Below are 21,057 nucleotides of genomic sequence, written 5' to 3'. Positions count from 1 at the left end.
AGACCGGGAGAAACAATGTCTGCTTTTGCGGTTGGAAAATCTGTCATTCAAGTAGAATCTGGGATTTATGGCATCAAAGAAAATCATAGTAATCTGAAATATGATGCCAATGGATTTGGTATTGATATGACGCTGCGATGGGGATTGTTTATGGAAAAGCTAGAATTAATTGCTGATTTGCAGTACCAATATGAATTTTTAAATCCAGCCATCGTTTTTCCTGAGAAATCCGCTTTCAAACAAACAATTATAGGTGCAAAATATTTGATTTATGATCCATTCAAAAATTACGAAAAAAAAGTAAATTTGTACAGCTGGAAAGCAAATCATTCTTTCAATTGGCATCAGTTTATCCCTGCAGTTTCGGTTTTTGCCGGAGCTAATATTACCCAAGCTGAAAATCCGTATTATTTTTCTCGTGATGCAGCCATATCCCCCAAAATAATATTAATTGCCCAAAATCATCTCGGTGACGGAAGTTGGGGTTTCGTAACCAATATCATTGCCGACTACATTGGAACCGATTTTCCAAGTTATGGCTATGGCATTACCTTAACCAAAGGAATTAACGAAAATTGGTCTGGCTTTATAGAAAATCAAGGTTATATGAGTGATTTTTATAGTGATGCAATTGTTCGTGGTGGAGCAGCCTATCTGCTTCACGATGATTTGCAAATTGACGCCTCAATAAGCACAAGTTTGAAAAGTACGCCCTCGATACTTTATGGCGGAATTGGATTTTCTTGGCGTTATGATGCGGGCTACAAAGAAGTTAAAATGAAAGTGGACACTGGAGATTCAGACAAAAAGGCGAAAAAAAAAGCTAAAAAAACTAAAAAAGGATAATTTGATAACAACTAATAATTACTAATGATTACCATAAAAGAAGCTATTACAAAAAAGGAAATGTCTGAGTTTGTCAAATTTCCTTTCTCCTTATACAAAGACAACAAATATTGGGTGCCACCCATCATTGCTGATGAATTAGAATCCTTTGACAAAACTAAAAATCCCGCTTTCGAAAGTGCAGAAGCCTATTTTTATTTGGCTTATCAAGGCAATGAAATTGTGGGAAGAATTGCTGCCATCATCAACTGGGGCGAGGTCAATAATCAACACAAAAAGAAAGTTCGCTTCGGTTGGTTTGATGTGATTGACGACATCGAAGTAACCAAGGCATTATTAGAAAAAGTTCACGAATTAGGGAGAAAAAACAATTTGGAACACGTTGAAGGACCAATGGGTTTCTCCAACTTAGACAAAGTGGGCGTTCTCACCGAAGGTTTTGACGAAATGGGCACCATGATTACTTGGTACAATCATCCTTATTTTGCAACACATTTAGAAGAATTGGGATTTGTTAAAGAGAAAGAATTTATAGAAAGTATTTTTCCTTTCTCGAATGTGAAACCAGAATTCTTTTTGAAAGCACAAGCCTTAATCAAAAAACGGTATGAACTGACGAGTTTGACCTTTACCAAAACAAAAGACATTATGCCTTATGTGGACAAAATGTTTGATTTGTTCAATAATTCTTATGCCAATTTATCTTCGTTTGTCGCCATCACCGACGTTCAAAAAGACTATTTTAAGAAGAAATACATCAGTTTTATCAATCCGGAATACATCAAATTTGTGATGGACAAAAATGATGATATTGTAGCTTTCAGCATTGTGATGCCTAGTTTTTCGGAAGCATTACAAAAAGCCAAAGGCAAACTTTTCCCTTTTGGATTTTATCATTTGCTCAAGGCAAGAAAAGACAGCAAAGACGTTGTTTTTTATTTGATAGGTGTTCACCCTGAATATCAAAACAAAGGAGTGACAGCCATTATTTTTGATGAATATTTTAAAACTTTTTCGGAAAAAGGAATCATCAACTGCATCCGAACTCCTGAATTAGAAGAAAATCACGCCATCCATAATTTATGGAAAAACTTCGATCCAAGAATTCATTGCAAGAGAAAAACGTTTATCAAAAACCTTTAAAAAAGCGCTCAGTTGAAAAACAAAATCAGTTTACTTTTTATGAAGGTATAAATTATGGCAAGTGTTTTTTGAAAATTATTTAATTTTTCGCTTGTTCCATTCTTGTTACTATTCCTTTTTCAAAATAGATGTAATTTTTGGAGTAAACCCATTGTTCTCCATTTTTGTTTTTAAATATTGTGCTATTGATACTTTTAGGTTCACCCCAAGATAGTTTGCACATCTCTTTTGTCATGCCCAACTTTATAGTACTTTGGAGAATAGCATTCCAATATTCAGTTCCAAATTTCAATTTATAATAGTCCGCAACTTTAGACTCGAACAAACTAAAAGATTTTTCAGAATTTAAAAATTCATCTTCATAATTTAGCATTATTTTTTGCTTGTTATTTGAAATAATAAAATACAATTTAAAATCATTTTTATCAATGATTACATCAGTACATTTCCATTTTTCTCCAATGGTCAATTTTACTTTTATACCTGTTTCAATATCCGTTCTTTCTTTTATAATTTCATTTGTAGCATTTCCAAAAACATACGATTTTCCCATATATAACTTTTTCAGTTTTTTGAAATAACCTTCGACAATAAAGGGAAAATCTTCCATGGTCGAATATTTGAAATAAAGGGTGTCTCTTGTGTTTTGAATATTCAATTTCAAATAATACCAATTTCTGTAAAGACCAGTGTTATCATTTTCCGCTTTAGGGTCTTTAATTACACTAATTATTTTGAAATATTTTCCAGCGAGACTATTGTATTTTGAATTAATACCATCACAACATTGATATACTTTGTCTTTATATGAAGTTTTATTTAAAACATCTTTCTTATAATCACTAAAAAAATCTTTATATCCATTTTTTTGAAGTTCCGGTTTTACACCTTTTAAATATAATGTTTGATTGATCAAACATTCGACATTGGTTTCTTGAAAATTGGATAAACTGTCGTATCTAATTTCATTTTTTTTATTTTCTACTGTTTTTACTTTGGCAGTTTTAATTTGGCAAAAGACAATTGTAGGAACTAGTATAAAAAGTAAATATTTTTTCATTTTTTTTATTTGTTTAAACTCAAATGCTTGCACTATTTGAACTTTCATTTTACTAGAAATTTTCTGGAAACGAACTAAGGTATCAGTCAATTCTAAAATCACCAATCAAATATAACATTTTTCAAAGTTTATAAATAGCAGTGCAATAAAAAAACCTACTCTTGATTTTAAATCTTGAGTAGGCCTTTCGTTCAACCAATTCACCTATATTTTATTTAGTTTTGAAAAACATTTTAAACACTTTACAAATCTCTATACAATTCTAATCTTTCCCATTTAGAATCTACTTCTTCTTGCGCTTGAGTGAGCAATTTAGCTCCTAATTCAGCATTTTCTTTCACAACTCTAGTAAAACGTGTTTCGTTGTACATAAAGTCGCTCAAAGGAATTGTTGGTGATTTAGAATCTAATTTGAATTTCTTACCTTTTGCTTCTAAAGGATTGAATCTAAACAATGGCCAGTAGCCTGAATCGATTGCTTTTTCTTGTTGCGAAATAGCGTTTTTCAATTCATAACCGTGTTCACCACAATGAGAATAAGCAATAATCAAGGATGGTCCAGGATAAGCAGCCGCTTCTTCAATAGCTCTTAGCGATTGTAAATCTTTAGCACCCATTGCGATTTGAGCAACATACACATTCCCATAAGAAATAGCTTGAAGTGCTAGTGATTTTTTACCCGTTTTCTTGCCACCAATAGTAAACTTAGCACTGGCTCCAAGAGGAGTTGATTTAGAAGCTTGTCCACCTGTGTTTGAATACACTTCGGTGTCCATTACTAAAATATTGATATCTTCTCCTGTTGACAAAACGTGGTCTACTCCACCGTATCCGATGTCATATGCCCAACCATCTCCACCAAAGATCCAAACTGCTTTTTTACGTAAATACTCTGTTAATTGATTTAATTTTTTAGCGTCTTCATTGCTATCGCCAAGGTTTGACAATACTATTTTAAGTGCATCTATTTGAGCAAATTTCTCGTTTTTCAAGGCTTCAGTTTCTTCGGTGTTGTTTAGAATAGAATCAACTAATTCTTCACCAACAATTGATTTTAATGAAACTAATAAATCTACTGCAATTTCTTGCTTTTTGGACAAACCTAATTTTAGACCCAATCCAAACTCGGCATTGTCTTCGAAAAGTGAATTCGCCCAAGCTGGACCTCTACCAAATTCATTGGTTTTATAAGGAGTAGTTGGTAAATTTCCACCATAAATAGACGAACAACCTGTAGCATTAGCAATCAACATACTATCACCATACAATTGGGTAATCATCTTGATATAAGGTGTTTCTCCACAACCAGAACAAGCTCCTGAGAATTCGAATAATGGCTCTAAGAATTGTGAGCCTTTCACATTAGTGATTTGCAAAGCGGTTCTGTCATAATAAGGCAATTCAACAAAATGATTCCAATTTACATTTTCTTCCACATCCACTTCAATTTTCTTGTGCATATTGATGGCCTTGAAGTTTTCTTTCTCTTTAGAAATTGCAGGACAAACCGCTACACAAAGATCACAACCAGTACAATCTTCTGGTGAAACTTGCAAAATATAAGATTCATTTTCTTTAGAGAATGGTCGTCCTATTGCTGCTACACTTTTTAAAGAAGTTGGAAAACTAGCAATATCTTCGTTAGAAACTACTTTAGATCGAATGGCAGCGTGAGGACAAATAGCAATACATTTATTACATTGTGTACATAAATTTTCATCATCCCAAACCGGAATAAAATCGGCAATTCCGCTTTTTTCGTATTGTGAAGTTCCTGTAGGGAAAGTTCCGTCTACTGTAAAAGCACTTACTGGAAGTTCGTCTCCGAAACCAGCTAATATTTTTTCTAACACATCTGTCACAAAACCATCGGGAGCATTTTTCATCGCTGATGCTAATTGTCTTTCGCTAGAAGCTACTTTTGGATAGTCTACTTGATGTAAATTTTCCAATGCTTTGTCCACCGCATTAAAGTTCATTTTTACCACTTTTTCTCCTTTATGAGAGTACGATTTTACGATGGCACTTTTAATTTTTTCAATCGCTTCATCTTTAGGTAAAATTCCTGAAATGGCAAAGAAACAGGTTTGTAAAATGGTATTCGCTCTTTTTCCAAGACTAGCTTCAAACGCAACTTTTGTGGCATCAATTACATAAAATTTGACTTGTTTGTCAATAATACCTTCTTGAATTTGGATTGGTAATCTTTCCCAAATTTCATCCTTAGAATAAGGCGAGTTTAATAAGAATGTACCGCCGTGTTTCAAGTCGGCAATCATATTGAATTTTTCAATAAAATTGAATTTATGACTGGCAATAAAATCGGCTTTATCAATTAAATAGTTAGAATTGATTGGATCTGGACCAAAACGCAAGTGCGAAATAGTTTGAGCACCTGCTTTTTTAGAGTCATACACAAAATAGCCTTGAACATAATTATCGGTAGTTTCACCAATGATTTTGATCGAGTTTTTGTTCGCTCCAACAGTACCATCCGAACCTAAACCATAGAACATACAGCTAATAGTGGTTGCTTTAGTGTCGAATTTTGTATCGTAATATAAACTTCTGAAAGTCACATCATCATTTATACCAATTGTAAAGTGATTTTTAGGTTTCTTATTCAACAACTCGTCATAAATTCCTTTTACCATCGCTGGAGTAAACTCTTTGGATGACAATCCGTAACGACCTCCAACCACGATTGGCATTTCTCTTCCACTTTCTACAAGTGCCGTAACGATGTCCAAATACATTGGATCTCCAATACTTCCTGGCTCTTTAGTTCTGTCCATTACAGCAATTTTTCGAACTGTTTTTGGCAATACATTTACAAAAGCATCAATAGAAAAAGGTTTGAATAAACGAACTAAAATAACACCTACTTTTTCGTCCTCTTCCAACATCACTTGAAGAGCTTCTTTTACAGGACCTTCAGCAGAACCCATAATGATAATAACTCTTTCGGCTTCTGGATGACCTATATAATCAAACAAATTGTATCTACGGCCAGTTTGCTCGTAGAATTCGTCCATAACATCCTGCACTACAGCCGGAACTCTGTCGTGAAACAAATTGGCAGCTTCTCTAGCTTGAAAGAATACATCAGGATTCTGAGTGGTACCTCTTAATACAGGACGGTCAGGATCTAATGATCTTTGTCGGTGTTCCATCACTTTATCTTCTGGCATCATCGCTCTGATGATTTCGTCTGGAATACTATCGATTTTTGAAATTTCGTGTGAGGTCCTAAAACCATCAAAAATATTCATAAAAGGAACTCTAGTTTTCAATGTTGCCACTTGAGAAATCAAGGCAAAATCGTGCGCTTCTTGAACAGAGCCACCAAATAACATAGCGAATCCGGTTTGTCTACAAGCCATAACATCGGAATGGTCTCCAAAAATTGACAATGCATGAGTAGCAACTGTTCTGGCTGCAACGTGTATAACGCAAGGCAATAATTCACCGGCAATTTTATACATATTAGGTATCATCAACAACAAACCTTGTGAGGCCGTAAACGTTGTAGTTAATGCGCCTGCTTGTAAAGCTCCGTGAACAGTACCAGCAGCACCAGCTTCACTTTGCATTTCTACAATTCTTGGAACGTTATTCCAAATATTTTTTTTGCCTTTTGAACTGTAAAGCTCTGCGTGCTCACCCATTGGCGAAGAGGGTGTAATTGGGTAAATAGCACAGACTTCATTGGTTTTGTGAGCTATGAGAGCGACCGCTTCATTACCGGCACAAATTACTTTTTTAAATGTTTTATTCTTCATTTTTTATAAAGTTATTTTACCATCCTGAATCTGCGACTATCTATTCAATCCGCAAATTACTTGATAGTATTATTTTTGAGATTAAAAAAAGCTAAAAACCTTTTTAAAGTAAGGAGTTTAGCTTTTTTTTAAATTAGTTTTCACTGTGCAACCAAGTTTTTTTCGCTAACAGTTCTGTTTCTGTTTCTATGTGATTTTCATCAATTATACAACAGTCAACTGGACAGACAGAAGCGCATTGTGGTTTGTCGTGGAAACCTTTACATTCCGTACATTTGTCTGATATTATATAGAAAAACTCGTCAGAAATAGGATCGTGTTCTTCATTAGCATCGACTTCTAAACCTTTTGGTGTTTTTACCATTCCCTTCAAAGCAGATCCATCTGCATAAGACCAATTAGTATCTGGTTCGTAAATTGCGTTGTTTGGACATTCTGAAATACATGCATCGCAGTTGATACATTCGTCCGTAATAATTATTGCCATAGTATCTGTTTTTAAATTATTAGTAAAATTAAATGTCTTATTTTTAATTTTATATGATAATAGTCATATTTTATTATTAAAAGTGAAATTAAATTTGACGTATCATTTATTAAATTTTTCTTTTAATAATCTAAAAAAAGGATTAATTATGGTCACAACAAAAATAAAACAGCAACCTGAAAAATTAGAAGCTGTAGTCATCCGTTTTGTCGGCGATTCAGGTGATGGAATGCAGTTGACAGGCACTCAATTTTCTGACACTTCAGCCATGTTTGGCAACGATATCGCCACTTTTCCTAATTATCCTGCCGAAATTAGAGCGCCACAGGGAAGTTTGTATGGAGTTTCCGGATTTCAAGTACATATTGGAAGTGTGGAAGTGAGCACTCCTGGTGACAGCGTTGATTTATTAGTGGCTATGAACCCTGCCGCTTTGAAAACAAATCTATATGCTTTGAAGCCAGGTCATACTTTAATAGTAGACACCGATTCCTTTAACAAAAAGAATTTAGAGAAAGCAGAGTATACTACAAATCCACTTGAAGATGGTAGCCTTGAAAACTATAGGGTTATTGAAGTAGATATGACTTCATTGACCAAGGTGGCCCTAAAAGATGTTGTAGGTTTAGACAACAAATCGATTTCACGAAGTAAAAACATGTTTTCCTTAGGTATGGTGTATTGGATGTACCATCGTTCAACAGATTATACTATCGATTTTTTTAATAAAAAATTTAAGTCGCAACCGTCCCTAATTGAAGCAAATACTAAAGTATTAATGGCAGGATATTATTTTGCCGAAACTTTAGAATTGATTCCAAACGCTTACACTATTTCTCCTGCAAAAATGGAAGCTGGAACCTATAGAATTATTATGGGTAACACGGCAACTGCATGGGGATTTTTGGCCGCAGCAGAAAAATCGGGCTTGGAATTATTCTTAGGATCGTACCCAATAACACCAGCAACTGATATTTTACACGAATTAGCCAAACACAAACATTTTGGTGTGAAAGCGTTTCAAGCTGAAGACGAAATTGCAGGTGTTACATCAGCAATTGGTGCTTCATTTGCAGGAGATTTAGCCATTACAACCACTTCGGGACCAGGATTGGCGCTCAAAGGAGAAGCTATTGGTTTAGCTATAATGACCGAATTACCTTTGGTTGTTGTCAATGTGCAGCGTGGTGGGCCTTCTACTGGTTTACCAACAAAAACAGAACAATCAGATTTACTCCAAGCAATGTATGGTCGAAATGGAGAAAGCCCATTAATTGTAATCGCTGCAAGTACACCAGCCAATTGCTTTAATTTTGCTTATGAAGCGGCTCGAATCGCTTTAGAGCACATGACTCCCGTTATTTTATTGACTGACGGTTATATCGCAAACGGTTCAGCTCCTTGGAAAATCAAGACCGTTGCCGAAATGCCTGAAATTAAAAGTAACCGAATTACAGAAGTCAAAGAAAACTGGCATCCTTATGATAGAGATGAAAATACGCTGGCTCGAAATTGGGCTATTCCAGGAACACCGGGATTAGAACACAGAATTGGTGGATTAGAAAAAGATGCCGTGACTGGAAATATTTCTTACGAACCGATGAACCACGAGAAAATGACTGCCATTAGAGCCGAAAAAATTGAAAGAGTAAAATTTAATATTCCAGACTTAGAAACTGAATTTGCCAAAGAAGGTGATTTATTAATCATTGGTTGGGGTGGAACTTATGGTTCTTTACATTCTGCTGTGAAACAAATGAATGAACAAGGACATAAAAACATTGGTTATGCACATTTCAACTACATAAATCCAATGCCAAAAAATACCGAAGAAGTTTTATCCAAATTCAAAAAAATTCTTGTTTGCGAATTAAACTCAGGTCAGTTTGCCAGCATATTAAAAATTAAATACAGTCAATTTCAATTCTTACAATTCAATAAAGTTCAGGGATTACCTTTTGCGAACGAAGATCTTATTCAGAAATTTAAATCACTTGTATAATGGAAACAACTGTAGAAAAAAAATATACTGCAAAAGATTTTACTAGCAATCAAGAAGTAAGATGGTGTCCGGGTTGCGACGATTACGTGATTTTGCGTACAATGCAAAAAGCACTTCCAGAAATGGGCATTGCCAAAGAAGACTTTGTTTTTGTCTCTGGTATTGGATGTTCTTCTCGCTTTCCTTATTATTTAGATACTTACGGAATTCACAGTATTCACGGCAGAGCACCCGGAATTGCTTCGGGAATAAAATTGGCAAATCCTAATTTAAGTGTTTGGATTGCGACTGGAGATGGCGATGCAATGGCCATTGGTGGTAATCACTTTATCCACGTTTTGCGTCGAAATATTGATTTGAATATCATACTTTTCAATAATGAAATTTATGGTTTAACCAAAGGGCAGTTCTCCCCTACTTCATTAATTGGTCAAAAAACAAAATCTTCTCCTTACGGCAATACTCAACCTCCTTTTTCTCCTGGCGAATTAGCTTTAGGAGCGCAAGCACGATTTTTTGCAAGAGTGGGTGGCGGAAGTCCAAAAGAAATGGGACAGATTTTTATCGAAGCACATCAATTTAAAGGAACTTCGTTAATTGAAGTATTACAAAACTGCGTGATTTTCAATGATGGATGTTTCAATCATATTACTGATAAAGACGTTAAAGAAGACAAACAAATCTATCTGGAACACGGAAAACCAATGATTTTTGGTAAAAATCGTGATAGAGGGTTAGTGCTAAACGGGCTAAAATTAGAAGTCGTAACTATTGGTGAAAACGGAATTACGCAAGAAGACTTATTAGTACATAATGCCAAAGAAAAAGATCCTACACTTCATTATATGTTAGTTCGAATGGAATATCCATTGGCCACTGGCGTGGTTAGAAGTTTCGATGATGTTACATTAGAAGAAAGAGAAGATGCTTTGGCAGCGCAAGTGAAAGCCAATTCGAGTTTCAGAAAAACTGACGATCTGTTCTTCTCAGGCGAGATTTATGAAGTAAAATAAAAATAGATTGAACATAAACTGTACTACCTTATGAGAATAGCAGCTTTAATAATACAAATCTGCGAATTGTTACAATAAATAAATTTAATAAATATGGGTTCAGAAGCAATTATAGTTTTCTTATTAGCCGGGATAGTGTTGGTCGCTGGCGCCAATTTCCTATCTAATTTACTTTCACCAAAATCAGACAATGCACAAAAACGAGAACCGTATGAAAGCGGAATGACCACCATTGGACCCACTTGGGTTCAGTTTAAAGTTGGCTATTATTTATATGCTATTTTATTTTTGGTTTTTGATGTCGAGGTCGCCTTTTTGATTCCTTGGGCAGTTGTTTTCAAAGAAATTGGAATAGTAGCATTTTACGAAATTATTATCTTTCTAGTAATATTAGGTTTAGGCTTAGCCTACGCTTGGAAAAAAGGAGCATTAAAATGGGAGTAAATAGCACATCGGAAATTCCAGCAGATTTTCCGGGAAAAGTAATTCCTGGAGGTAATGGAGCCAATATTTTGGTCACTTCACTAGACGAAATAATAAATTGGGGCCGAGCCAACTCGCTTTGGTCCCTTTATTTTGGAACCAGTTGTTGCGCTATCGAAATGATGCAAACTGGAGCTGCTCGTCACGATTATTCCAGATTTGGATTCGAAGTAGCAAGACCTTCGCCAAGGCAAGCGGATTTAATTATTATTGCAGGAACAATTGTTAATAAAATGGCTCCCGTTTTACGTCGTTTATATGATCAAATGGCGGAACCAAAATACGTGATTGCAATGGGAGCTTGCGCCATTTCAGGCGGTCCATTTTATTACAATTCGTATTCTGTGGTAAAAGGAGCTGACCACGTAATACCCGTTGATGTTTACGTACCGGGTTGTCCGCCTCGACCTGAAGCATTATTAGAAGGAATGCTAATGCTTCAAGCAAAAATCAAAACTGAAAGTATGAATAGTAAAGTTTTCCCTATCGATGGATTCGACGAAGGACTATAAAAGTACGAGGATAGAAATACGAGGTACGAAGGATTTTACTTTCAGCCTCTAACTTCTAACTTCTAACCTCTAACCTCCAACTTAACAATGACTAACGAAGCACTACAAAATTTAATAAGCACCTGGATTCCCGAATTAGAATTCACCGATGAAAAATCACAGTTTTTAAATATTACAGTTCAACCTGCTCAATTGCACCAATTAATGACGCAATTAAAAAGCAATTCTGAAACGAATTTCGATTATTTGTTTTGCTTGAGTGGCGTTGATTGGGGAACAGCATTAGGAGTTGTTTATCATCTGGAATCTACCATTCATAGACATCAATTAGTTGTAAAAGTAAAAACTGAAGATCGCGATAATCCAACATTTGATACAGTTTGTGATATTTGGTATACTGCCGAATTCCACGAGCGAGAAGTTTTTGACTTCTTCGGAATAACATTCACTAATCATCCTAACCTACAAAGACTTTTTCTAACTGAAGACTGGGACGGCTTTCCTTTGAGAAAAGATTACGTAGATGAAATTAATATGATTATCAAATAAGTAAAAATGGATACAACCACCATAAAAAACAACTTTAAATCCGAAGAATATCAAATTAATATGGGACCGCAACACCCAGCAACTCACGGTGTTTTGCGACTTTTATTAACTATTGACGGTGAAATAATTAAAAGAGTGGAACCAGATTTAGGTTATATCCATCGTTCCATCGAAAAAATGTGTGAACGTGACAGCTATCAACAAATCGTGCATTTGACGGATAGAATGGATTATCTTTCTTCTCATATCAACAACGAGGCTGTTTGCCTAACTGTTGAAAACGCGCTTCAACTAGAAATTCCGGAACGTGTTAAAGTTATTCGAACCATTATTTCGGAATTAACCCGAATCGCTTCCCATACTTTATGGTGGGGAGTAATGGGAATGGACGTAGGAGCTTTGACAACCTACTTTTATGGTTTCAGGGATCGTGAAATGATAAACGATATTTTCGAAGAAACTTGTGGCGCACGTTTAACAATGAACTACAACATTCCCGGCGGATTGATGTTTGACATTCACCCGAATTTTGTAAAAAGAACCAAAGAATTTATTGCCCATTTCAAAACAAAATTACCTGAATACGATACGCTTTTGACCGGAAATATCATTTTCCGAAAAAGAATGGAAGGCATTGGAATTTTATCCAAAGAAGATGCGATTTCTTTTGGTGCCTCTGGACCAGTAGGTAGAGCTTCCGGATATTCTTGTGACGTTAGAAAACACCATTCCTACAGTGCATATGACAAAGTAACTTTCAACGAAATCTTGAAAACCGAAGGCGATACTTATGCCCGATACCAAGTTAGAATTCTGGAAATGTGGGAATCCTTGTCGATAATCGAACAATTAATTGACAACATTCCTGAAGGTGATTTTTTTGCCAAAACCAATACCGTTATCAAATTACCTGAAGGTGAATATTACCAAAAAGTGGAGACTGCAAGAGGTGAACTAGGAGTTTATATTATTAGCACAGGAACTAAAAATCCGTATCGAATGAAATTTAGATCTCCCGGATTTTCCAATTTATCTTTATTAAATCATATTGCAGTTGGTGGAAAAATTGGAGATTTGGTTGCAACTATGGCAACTTTAGACCTTGTAATTCCTGATATTGACCGATAAAATTAATTCTATGAACATTACAAAAAATATTCACGAATGGCTTTTTAGCCTGATGCCGGAAACCACGGCAAGCATTGTAGAAATGGTATTGATAGCAGTTGTTTACCTTGTTATTTTTGCAGTTGCCGGTTTGTACTTGGTTTTACTTGAAAGAAGAGTGGCTGCTTGGTTTCAATTGCGTCTTGGCCCAAACCGAGTTGGTTTTCAAGGATTGTTGCAAACAATGGCCGATGCCTTAAAACTAGTTTCCAAAGAGTTGACCGTTACCATAAAAGCCGACAAATTCTTGTACAATTTAGCTCCTTATTTTGTTATCGTTACTGCATTAATGGCTTTGTCTCTTTTTCCTTTTTCGAAAGAATTTCAAGCCTTTGACATTAATATTGGTATTTTCTTTTTAACATCCATATCGTCCATTGGAGTTATCGGAATTTTATTGGCTGGTTGGAGCAGCAACAACAAGTTTTCCTTGATTGGCGCGATGCGAAGCGGTGTTCAAACCATCAGTTACGAATTATCCGTTGGATTATCGCTTTTGACAATGGTGGTAATGACGGGTTCTTTACAACTTTCGCAAATAGTCGAAGTTCAAAAGCACAGCTGGCTCATTGTTCAAGGACACATTCCTGCCATCATCGCCTTTTGCATCTATATGATTGCCGGAACTGCAGAAACGAACAGAGCTCCTTTTGATTTGGTCGAAGCCGAATCAGAATTGGGTGCTGGTTTTCACACAGAATACTCGGGAATGAAATTCGCTTATTTCTTTTTGGCAGAATTCATCAATATGTTTATCATCGCGGCAATCGCCACAACCGTATTTTTTGGAGCCTATTTATCTCCTTTTGGAATAACGGAATCTATTCCTTTGTTGGGAGTGTTCTGGTTCTTGGCAAAAACATTGGTACTAATATTTCTAATGATGTGGTTCAGGTGGACGTTTCCAAGATTGAGAATCGACCAGCTACTGGTATTGGAATGGAAATATTTGCTTCCTTTAAACTTAATGAACTTGGTTTTGATGGCATTAATGGTATTGCTAGGATTAACCATTAAATTTTAATAATTATGAGTTATTTTTCAGACATATATAATGCGGTAAAATCGCTTCTCACAGGGATGAGTGTTACCGGAAAGTACTTTTTACATTCCAGAAAAGGTGCCATAACCCAGCAATATCCCGATAATCGAGATACTTTAAAAATGTTCGAACGGTTTCGCGGCGAAGTAGTTATGCCTCACGACGAGAACAATGAACACCGTTGTACGGGTTGTCAAAAATGTGAATTGGCTTGTCCAAACGGTAGCATCGAAATCATTTGGGACAGACAAATTGATCCTGAAACAGGCAAAAAGAAAAAAATGATAGACAAGCATATTTACCATTTAGGAATGTGTACGATGTGCAGTTTATGTATTGAAGCCTGCCCTACCGATGCCATCAAATGGGCACAAAATTTTGAAAATTCCGTTTACGACAGAACATACCTCACTAGAGTTTTAAACAAACCAGGATCTAAATTGATGCCTGGAGTAGAAGATTAATCTTATGGAAAAAATTGTATTTTATATCTTGGCATTGATAATGATTGTTGCTGCCATTGCTTCTGTAACAAGTCGCCAAATGCTTCGATCCGTTATTTATTTACTCTTTGTACTGATTGGTGTGGCCGGAATTTACTTTTTGATTGATTATAATTTCTTGGCAGCTGTTCAATTGACGGTTTACGCAGGAGGAATTATCGTTTTGGTTATTTTCTCGGTTTTGTTGGTTCACCATATCGAAATGGAACTGGAAATGGCAAAATTGTCCAAAAAATTACTAACCGGATTAGTTTGTTTGATTGGACTTGGTGTTTTCTTGTCCGTCATTTATTCAACAAATTTTACTGTTGTCGAAAATTCTAAAACTACCGATGTTACCGATATTGGAATGGGACTTTTAAGTTACGGAGCAGGTGGATTCATATTGCCTTTTGAAGTGATTAGTATTCTATTATTGGCTGCAATGATTGGAGCAATAATCATTGGAAAAGGAGACAAACTAACTAAAAACGACGACACATTATGATAGCCGGAATTAGCATTTACGAAATTTTCACCCTTACTTCCATCCTGTTTTTTATAGGGATTTATGGGTTTATCACCAGAAAAAACTTGATTTCGATTTTAATTTCTCTCGAATTACTATTGAATGCCTCGGCTATAAACTTTGTTGTTATCAACAAATATTTATATCCGGATGTGTTACAGGGTGTTTTCTTTTCGATTTTTATTATTGCCGTGGCTGCCGCCGAAACTGCTCTCGCTGTTGCAATCATAATTAATCTTTACAGACAAATTAGCTCAGTTGAAGTGAAGGAAACTGAAATTATGAAGTATTAATATTCATCAACTATGAACATATCTTATATATTATTTATTCCGTTTATTCCGTTGGCTGTTTTCTTGCTTTTGGGAATTTTTAACCAACAAATTAAACCGGCAGTTTCAGGTTATATCGGCGTTTTGGGATTGGCTGTTTCGGCTGCATTGTCTTATTATACTGCTTACCAATACTTTTTTGTACTTGGAAAAGTGGATGGTGTTTACCAAACAATTGTTGAAAAAACCGTGTGGATGAACTTCACCGATACCTTGCATATTGATATGGGAATTTTGATTGATCCTATTTCCGTTATGATGCTCATCGTGGTGACCACAATTTCCCTGATGGTGCACATTTATAGCCGAGGTTATATGAAAGGTGATGATGGTTATACCAAATTCTTTGCCTTCTTATCGCTGTTTTCCTTTTCAATGCTTGGATTGGTATTGGCAACAAATCTATTCCAAATCTATATTTTTTGGGAATTAGTAGGAGTTTCGTCCTATTTGTTAATTGGATATTACTACACCAAAACTTCAGCAGTAGCTGCAGCAAAAAAAGCTTTTATTGTTACTCGATTTGCAGATTTTGGATTCTTGATTGGAATATTAATAGTTGGTTATTACGCAGGAACTTTTGATTTTGAAACGCTAAATGCTGTTAATGCTGAAGGTGAAGGTTTGCTTTTAAATTGGGCTTCTTCTTCCTTTATGGGATTATCCGTAATTACCTGGGCATTACTTTTAATATTTATGGGAGGAGCTGGAAAATCAGCGATGTTCCCATTACACATTTGGTTACCCGATGCTATGGAAGGACCAACGCCAGTTTCTGCATTAATTCACGCAGCAACAATGGTTGTCGCTGGAGTTTTCTTGGTGGCGAGATTATTCCCAATGTATTATTTCGTCGAAGGTGGATTCGCCTTAAATATCGTTGCTTATGTTGGTGCTTTCTCTTCCCTGTTTGCGGCAATAATAGCTCTCACACAAACGGATATTAAGCGAGTTTTGGCTTTTTCAACAATGTCACAAATTGGTTATATGATGTTGGCATTAGGTGTTTCCAGTTATAAAGGTCACGAAGGAGTTGGTTATATGGCTTCAATGTTCCATTTGTTTACTCACTCAATGTTCAAAGCCTTGTTATTCTTGGGTGCAGGTTCTGTGATTCATGCGGTTCACAGTAACTATCTGAAAGATATGGGAAGTTTGCGTAAGTATATGCCAATTACCAATATTACTTTCTTAATTGCAGCATTAGCAATTGCCGGAGTTCCGCCGTTTGCAGGGTTTTGGAGTAAAGACGAGATTTTAGTTGCTGCTTTCGAAAAAAATCAGTTGATTTATTATATGGCACTTTTTGTAGCGGGATTAACTGCTTTTTATATGTTCCGCCTTTATTTTGGAATTTTTTGGGGCAAAGAAACCCAATACAAACATACTCCACACGAATCACCAATTTCGATGACATTTCCTTTAATGTTCTTAGCATTTATGAGTGTCGTGGCAGGATTTATTCCTTTCAGCGAATTTGTAACGGCTGACAAAGTGGGTTTCGAAGGACATCTAAATTATCCAATGGCAGCAGTCGCAGTGGGAACAGGATTAGTTGGAATCATCCTTGCCTGGGTTTTCTACAAAAAAGAAAATGACTTGGCCGAAAGGTTTGCCAATGGATTCGGAATGTTTTACAAATGGACATACAATAAATTCTATTTCGACGAAATCTATATGTTCGTTACCAAGAAAATCGTTTTTAATCTAATTTCTACTCCAATTGCCAAATTCGACAAGAAATATGTGGATGGAACAATGGAAGGGATTGGAAACAAAACGGTTCTAATTTCTGAAAAAATAAAAGGATTACAATCTGGAAAGTTACAAGATTATGCAATGTTTTTTGTCTCAGGAGTTGTAGTTATCGCTTTGGTTTTTATTTATTTATGGACAAACTAATCAATTAATATGGATATTTTATCACTTTTTGTAATTGTTCCTGTACTCACAGTTATAGCTTTGGTTTTCTCCAAAGGATTAAAACAGGCGCGAATTATTTCAATGATTGGAAGTTTCATTCAACTCGGAATGGCTATCAATTTGCTTTTTTCTTATTTTAGAGAAAGAGCTGTCAATAAAAGCGTAATGCTTTTTACCCAAGATACAGTTTGGTTTAAAAATTTCAATGTACACTATGCCATTGGAGTTGATGGAATTTCAGTGGCGTTATTGTTGTTGACCTCAATAGTAGTGTTAGCCGGTGTTTTCATTTCTTGGAAAACCGACGATTTACCTAAAGAATTCTTCATCTCGCTTTTAGTGTTGGCTACTGGAGTTTATGGATTCTTTATTTCTATTGATTTATTCACAATGTTTGTTTTCTATGAAATTGCCGTAATACCAATGTATTTGCTGATTGGAATTTGGGGCTCAGGGCCAAAAGAATACTCGGCAATGAAGTTAACCTTGATGTTAATGGGAGCATCTGCAGTTTTATTAGTTGGCGTTTTGGGAATTTACTTTAATTCCAATGCTGATGGAGGGGCGCTAACATTCAATATATTGGAAATTTCAAAAGTTCACATTCCATTTGAAGCCCAGAAATTATTTTTCCCTTTAACTTTTATTGGCTTTGCTGTTCTGGGTGCATTATTTCCTTTTCATACTTGGTCTCCTGATGGTCACGCTTCGGCGCCAACAGCAGTGTCAATGCTTCACGCTGGAGTTTTAATGAAATTAGGAGGATATGGTGTTTTTAGAATTGCAATGTTTTTATTGCCATTAGGAGCTATCGAATGGTCTTGGTTCTTTATCATCTTATCCGCAACGGGAGTTATTTATGGTGCCTTTGGTGCTTTAAAACAAACCGATTTAAAATACATCAATGCATATTCCTCAGTAAGTCACCTGGGAATGGTATTGTTTGCTTTACTGATGTTGAACAAAACCGCTTGGAACGGAGCTATTTTACAATCGCTTTCCCACGGATTTATGACCGCATTATTCTTCGCCTTAATTGGGATGATTTACGGAAGAACACATACACGTGACATCACCAAATTAGGGGGATTATTGAAAGTGATGCCATTTATTTCAGTGATTTATGTAATTGCAGGTTTGGCTTCATTAGGTTTACCTGGCTTTAGTGGTTTCGTTGCCGAAATGAACATTTTTGTTGGTGCTTTCCAACACGAAGAAATGTTTTATAGAGTAGCGACTGTAATTTCAGTATCGGCAATTGTGGTAACCGCTGTTTACATTTTACGAGTTTTAGGAATTATGTTGATGGGAGAAGTTAAAAACGAGGAATTTTTAGTTTTACCAAAGGTAACTTGGTTCGAGGTAACAGGTATAATGTTGTTATTAATTCCAATGATTGGAATGGGAGTAGCACCGCTTTGGTTGAGCAATATGACTATGGACAGTGTCCAACCATTTATTCAAGGAGTATTAAATCATTTATAATAAACAAATAAAATGAATTTGACCAGTTTTATCGCAATGAGACAAGAAATTTTCCTGTTGACAATTATACTATTGTTGATCGTAGGCGAAATTTTCATACATAAAGACAAAAAAGGAAGTTTGGTGCATTTAGCTCTATTGCTATTTGGCATACACACTATCATTGGCTTTTTTGCTATTGAGGAAACGAGTTTGTTCGGCGGAATGTTCCGCACGAATACCCTGATTCATCTCTTTAAAAATGTGCTTAATGTAGGTGTATTAATAGTTTTGCTTCAATCAGCTGATTGGATTCAAGAAAAAATGGTGCCATTGAACAAAGGGAATGAGTTCTTTATGTTGCTATTTTCTTCTCTTTTAGGAATGTATTTTATGATTTCGGCAGGTGATTTTCTAATGTTTTATATTGGATTGGAATTATCGACTTTGCCTGTGGCGGCTTTGGTGGCTTGGGAAACTTCAAAAAGAATTTCGAGTGAAGCGGGCGTTAAATTTATACTTTCAGCAGGATTGGCTTCGGGAGTTTCCTTATTTGGAATCTCGTTGTTGTATGCTGCAACAGGTTCCATTTATTTCAATGATGTTATCGCCGTTTTAACATCGACCAACTTGACGATATTAGGTTCAATCCTGTTTTTTGTTGGATTGGCATTCAAAATATCGTTGGTTCCATTCCATTTTTGGACTGCCGACGTGTACGAAGGAGCGCCAATTGGAATTGCTTCCTATTTATCAGTTATTTCAAAAGGAGCTGCCGCATTTATCTTGATGATTTTAATGTTTACTGTTTTAAAATCATTAATGCACGTTTGGGAAAATATTATCTATGCATTAGCGCTTGCCACAATGTTTATTGGAAATTTATTCGCTTTGCGCCAACAGAATATGAAACGTTTCTTGGCTTTTTCATCGATTGCCCAAGCTGGTTTTATTTTATTAGGTCTAATTTCTGGGACACAATTAGGAACGGCTACAGTTGTATATTTTATAATGGTTTACATATTCACAAATTTAGCAGCTTTTGGAGTGGTACAAGCAATTTCTTTGCAAACTGGGAAAGAAAACAGGGATGATTATAATGGTTTGTACAGAACCAATCCAAACTTGAGCTTGGTAATGATGTTGGCTTTATTCTCCTTGGCAGGAATTCCGCCAGTGGCAGGATTTTTTGGAAAGTTTTTCTTATTTGCCGCCGCAGCAAGCAAAGGATATTACCTTTTGGTATTCTTGGCAGTGGTCAATGTAACCATTTCGCTTTACTACTATTTATTGGTGGTAAGAGCAATGTTCATCAGAAAAAGCGAGAATCCAATTCCGTTTTTCAAAAGCAAAATTTATATGCGTTTAGGACTAATAATTACCGTATTGGGTATTCTAGTTCTTGGTTTATACAGTCCATTATACGATTACATTTTTGAATTAAGCAACGTTTTTAATAAATAAGTTATGGCATCATTAGACGGAAAACATTCATTTGGAAGCATCGGAGAAACAAGAGTCACTTTTGTCGAAAAAGGTGTTGACGAAGACCGCAGGGATTTCTTGAAACAACTATTGGAACATAACGGCTTAGAAGTTGTAATTGAAGAAGAAGCCAAAAAAACCGAAGAAGATCCACAATTATATACTGTTGCGGTAACCAATATGGTTTTCAATCCCACCATCTGGATTTTCGAACGAAAAATGAGAACTTTTGACGACCACAAAGTAACGCAAGATTACTGGTTTCAGAGAACCGAAGAGACTAAACCACAATATTGGAAGAATTCATAAAAGGAAAGTCTGAAAAATACCAAAACTAATTACAAAAAACCAGAGCCAATCTAGCAATAGATTGGCTTTTTTATATTTGGGCGTGCCACCACCTCCGCAAGCTACGGTGCTGTCGGGCTGTGCGCTCTATCTTTATTTTCTTAAAGAAAGAAAATAAAGGATGCCGCTGCGATCCCTCACGCAAAACGATACAAAAATTACTTCACTACATAAACACAAGACCTTAGATCTCAAAATAAAGGAGGAAAAAATATAGCATTATTATTTATCTTATTTTGTCTAATAAAATAAAAAAAAAACCGTTTCTTTAGACTGCCCCCAAAAAGTTAGACACTATTTGGGGGTATTTTTATGGAAAGAAAAGTCAAGTATGATTATGCATTTAAGCTTGAATGCGTAAAATTAATTTTAGAAAAACATTACTCTTGTAATTATGTTTCTACACAA

At 35.7% G+C, this 21,057-nt stretch carries 19 protein-coding genes; 16 read left to right on the top strand and 3 right to left on the bottom strand.

Going from position 1 to position 21,057, the window contains the following annotated elements; translation table 11 throughout:
• Window positions 1-846, top strand: an 846-nt coding sequence (locus tag RMO83_RS02510) for a transporter (protein WP_310558095.1), incomplete at its 5' end; no start/stop codon positions are given.
• Window positions 847-870: 24 nt separating this feature from the next.
• Complete coding sequence (locus RMO83_RS02505; RefSeq protein WP_310558094.1) at window positions 871-1,989, top strand: GTP cyclohydrolase; 1,119 nt, start codon at window positions 871-873, stop codon at window positions 1,987-1,989.
• Between the two features lie 79 nt (window positions 1,990-2,068).
• Here the strand turns inward: RMO83_RS02505 and RMO83_RS02500 are convergent, their stop codons facing one another.
• The 3 genes from RMO83_RS02500 to RMO83_RS02490 all read right to left on the bottom strand — a co-directional run bounded on the left by RMO83_RS02500 (window position 2,069) and on the right by RMO83_RS02490 (window position 7,318).
• On the bottom strand, window positions 2,069-3,049 hold the full coding sequence (locus tag RMO83_RS02500) for a hypothetical protein (RefSeq protein WP_310558093.1): 981 nt from the start codon (window positions 3,047-3,049) through the stop codon (window positions 2,069-2,071).
• Window positions 3,050-3,291: 242 nt separating this feature from the next.
• Window positions 3,292-6,831: a pyruvate:ferredoxin (flavodoxin) oxidoreductase gene (nifJ, locus tag RMO83_RS02495; protein ID WP_310558092.1), complete on the bottom strand. Its 3,540-nt coding sequence runs from the start codon at window positions 6,829-6,831 to the stop codon at window positions 3,292-3,294.
• 133 nt (window positions 6,832-6,964) lie between these two features.
• Complete coding sequence (locus tag RMO83_RS02490; RefSeq protein ID WP_310558091.1) at window positions 6,965-7,318, bottom strand: 4Fe-4S dicluster domain-containing protein; 354 nt, start codon at window positions 7,316-7,318, stop codon at window positions 6,965-6,967.
• Between the two features lie 148 nt (window positions 7,319-7,466).
• Here RMO83_RS02490 and RMO83_RS02485 point away from each other — a divergent pair, with 148 nt between their 5' ends.
• The 14 genes from RMO83_RS02485 (at window position 7,467) to RMO83_RS02420 (ending at window position 20,610) form a co-directional block, all read left to right on the top strand.
• Window positions 7,467-9,320: a 2-oxoacid:acceptor oxidoreductase subunit alpha gene (locus RMO83_RS02485; protein WP_310558090.1), complete on the top strand. Its 1,854-nt coding sequence runs from the start codon at window positions 7,467-7,469 to the stop codon at window positions 9,318-9,320.
• Window positions 9,320-10,333, top strand: a complete 1,014-nt coding sequence (locus tag RMO83_RS02480) for a 2-oxoacid:ferredoxin oxidoreductase subunit beta (protein WP_310558089.1) — start codon at window positions 9,320-9,322, stop codon at window positions 10,331-10,333. Before RMO83_RS02485 ends, RMO83_RS02480 begins: the two co-directional genes overlap by 1 nt.
• Window positions 10,334-10,426: 93 nt before the next feature.
• The gene (locus tag RMO83_RS02475; protein ID WP_310558088.1) at window positions 10,427-10,777 is read left to right on the top strand and encodes an NADH-quinone oxidoreductase subunit A; all 351 of its coding nucleotides are present in this window, start codon (window positions 10,427-10,429) and stop codon (window positions 10,775-10,777) included.
• Window positions 10,768-11,328 (top strand): NADH-quinone oxidoreductase subunit B family protein, encoded by a 561-nt coding sequence (locus tag RMO83_RS02470; RefSeq protein ID WP_310558087.1) that lies wholly within the window; start codon window positions 10,768-10,770, stop codon window positions 11,326-11,328. The genes RMO83_RS02475 and RMO83_RS02470 overlap by 10 nt, the downstream gene beginning before the upstream one ends.
• Window positions 11,329-11,415: 87 nt before the next feature.
• Window positions 11,416-11,877 (top strand): NADH-quinone oxidoreductase subunit C, encoded by a 462-nt coding sequence (locus RMO83_RS02465; protein ID WP_310558086.1) that lies wholly within the window; start codon window positions 11,416-11,418, stop codon window positions 11,875-11,877.
• 6 nt (window positions 11,878-11,883) lie between these two features.
• Entirely contained in the window at window positions 11,884-13,005 is a 1,122-nt protein-coding gene (locus RMO83_RS02460; RefSeq protein WP_310558085.1) for an NADH-quinone oxidoreductase subunit D, read from the top strand.
• A 10-nt stretch (window positions 13,006-13,015) separates the two neighbouring features.
• Window positions 13,016-14,068 (top strand): NADH-quinone oxidoreductase subunit NuoH, encoded by a 1,053-nt coding sequence (gene nuoH / locus RMO83_RS02455; protein WP_310558084.1) that lies wholly within the window; start codon window positions 13,016-13,018, stop codon window positions 14,066-14,068.
• 5 nt (window positions 14,069-14,073) lie between these two features.
• Window positions 14,074-14,550, top strand: a complete 477-nt coding sequence (locus tag RMO83_RS02450) for a 4Fe-4S binding protein (RefSeq protein ID WP_310558083.1) — start codon at window positions 14,074-14,076, stop codon at window positions 14,548-14,550.
• A 4-nt stretch (window positions 14,551-14,554) separates the two neighbouring features.
• Window positions 14,555-15,076 (top strand): NADH-quinone oxidoreductase subunit J, encoded by a 522-nt coding sequence (locus RMO83_RS02445; RefSeq protein ID WP_310558082.1) that lies wholly within the window; start codon window positions 14,555-14,557, stop codon window positions 15,074-15,076.
• A complete protein-coding gene (gene nuoK / locus RMO83_RS02440) occupies window positions 15,073-15,390 on the top strand; it encodes an NADH-quinone oxidoreductase subunit NuoK (protein ID WP_310558081.1) in 318 nt (105 codons plus the stop codon). The genes RMO83_RS02445 and nuoK overlap by 4 nt, the downstream gene beginning before the upstream one ends.
• Window positions 15,391-15,402: 12 nt before the next feature.
• Window positions 15,403-17,331, top strand: coding sequence for an NADH-quinone oxidoreductase subunit L (nuoL, locus tag RMO83_RS02435; RefSeq protein WP_310558080.1), 1,929 nt, complete (start codon window positions 15,403-15,405; stop codon window positions 17,329-17,331).
• 9 nt (window positions 17,332-17,340) lie between these two features.
• Window positions 17,341-18,837 (top strand): NADH-quinone oxidoreductase subunit M, encoded by a 1,497-nt coding sequence (locus tag RMO83_RS02430; RefSeq protein WP_310558079.1) that lies wholly within the window; start codon window positions 17,341-17,343, stop codon window positions 18,835-18,837.
• A 12-nt stretch (window positions 18,838-18,849) separates the two neighbouring features.
• On the top strand, window positions 18,850-20,280 hold the full coding sequence (locus RMO83_RS02425; protein ID WP_310558078.1) for an NADH-quinone oxidoreductase subunit N: 1,431 nt from the start codon (window positions 18,850-18,852) through the stop codon (window positions 20,278-20,280).
• A gap of 3 nt (window positions 20,281-20,283) precedes the next feature.
• A complete protein-coding gene (locus tag RMO83_RS02420; protein ID WP_310558077.1) occupies window positions 20,284-20,610 on the top strand; it encodes a hypothetical protein in 327 nt (108 codons plus the stop codon).
• Window positions 20,611-21,057 lie beyond the last annotated feature (447 nt).

It is taken from the genome of Flavobacterium sp., from assembly GCF_031423415.1.
Classification (GTDB): domain Bacteria; phylum Bacteroidota; class Bacteroidia; order Flavobacteriales; family Flavobacteriaceae; genus Flavobacterium.
This window is presented reverse-complemented; position numbering and strand designations above follow the sequence as displayed.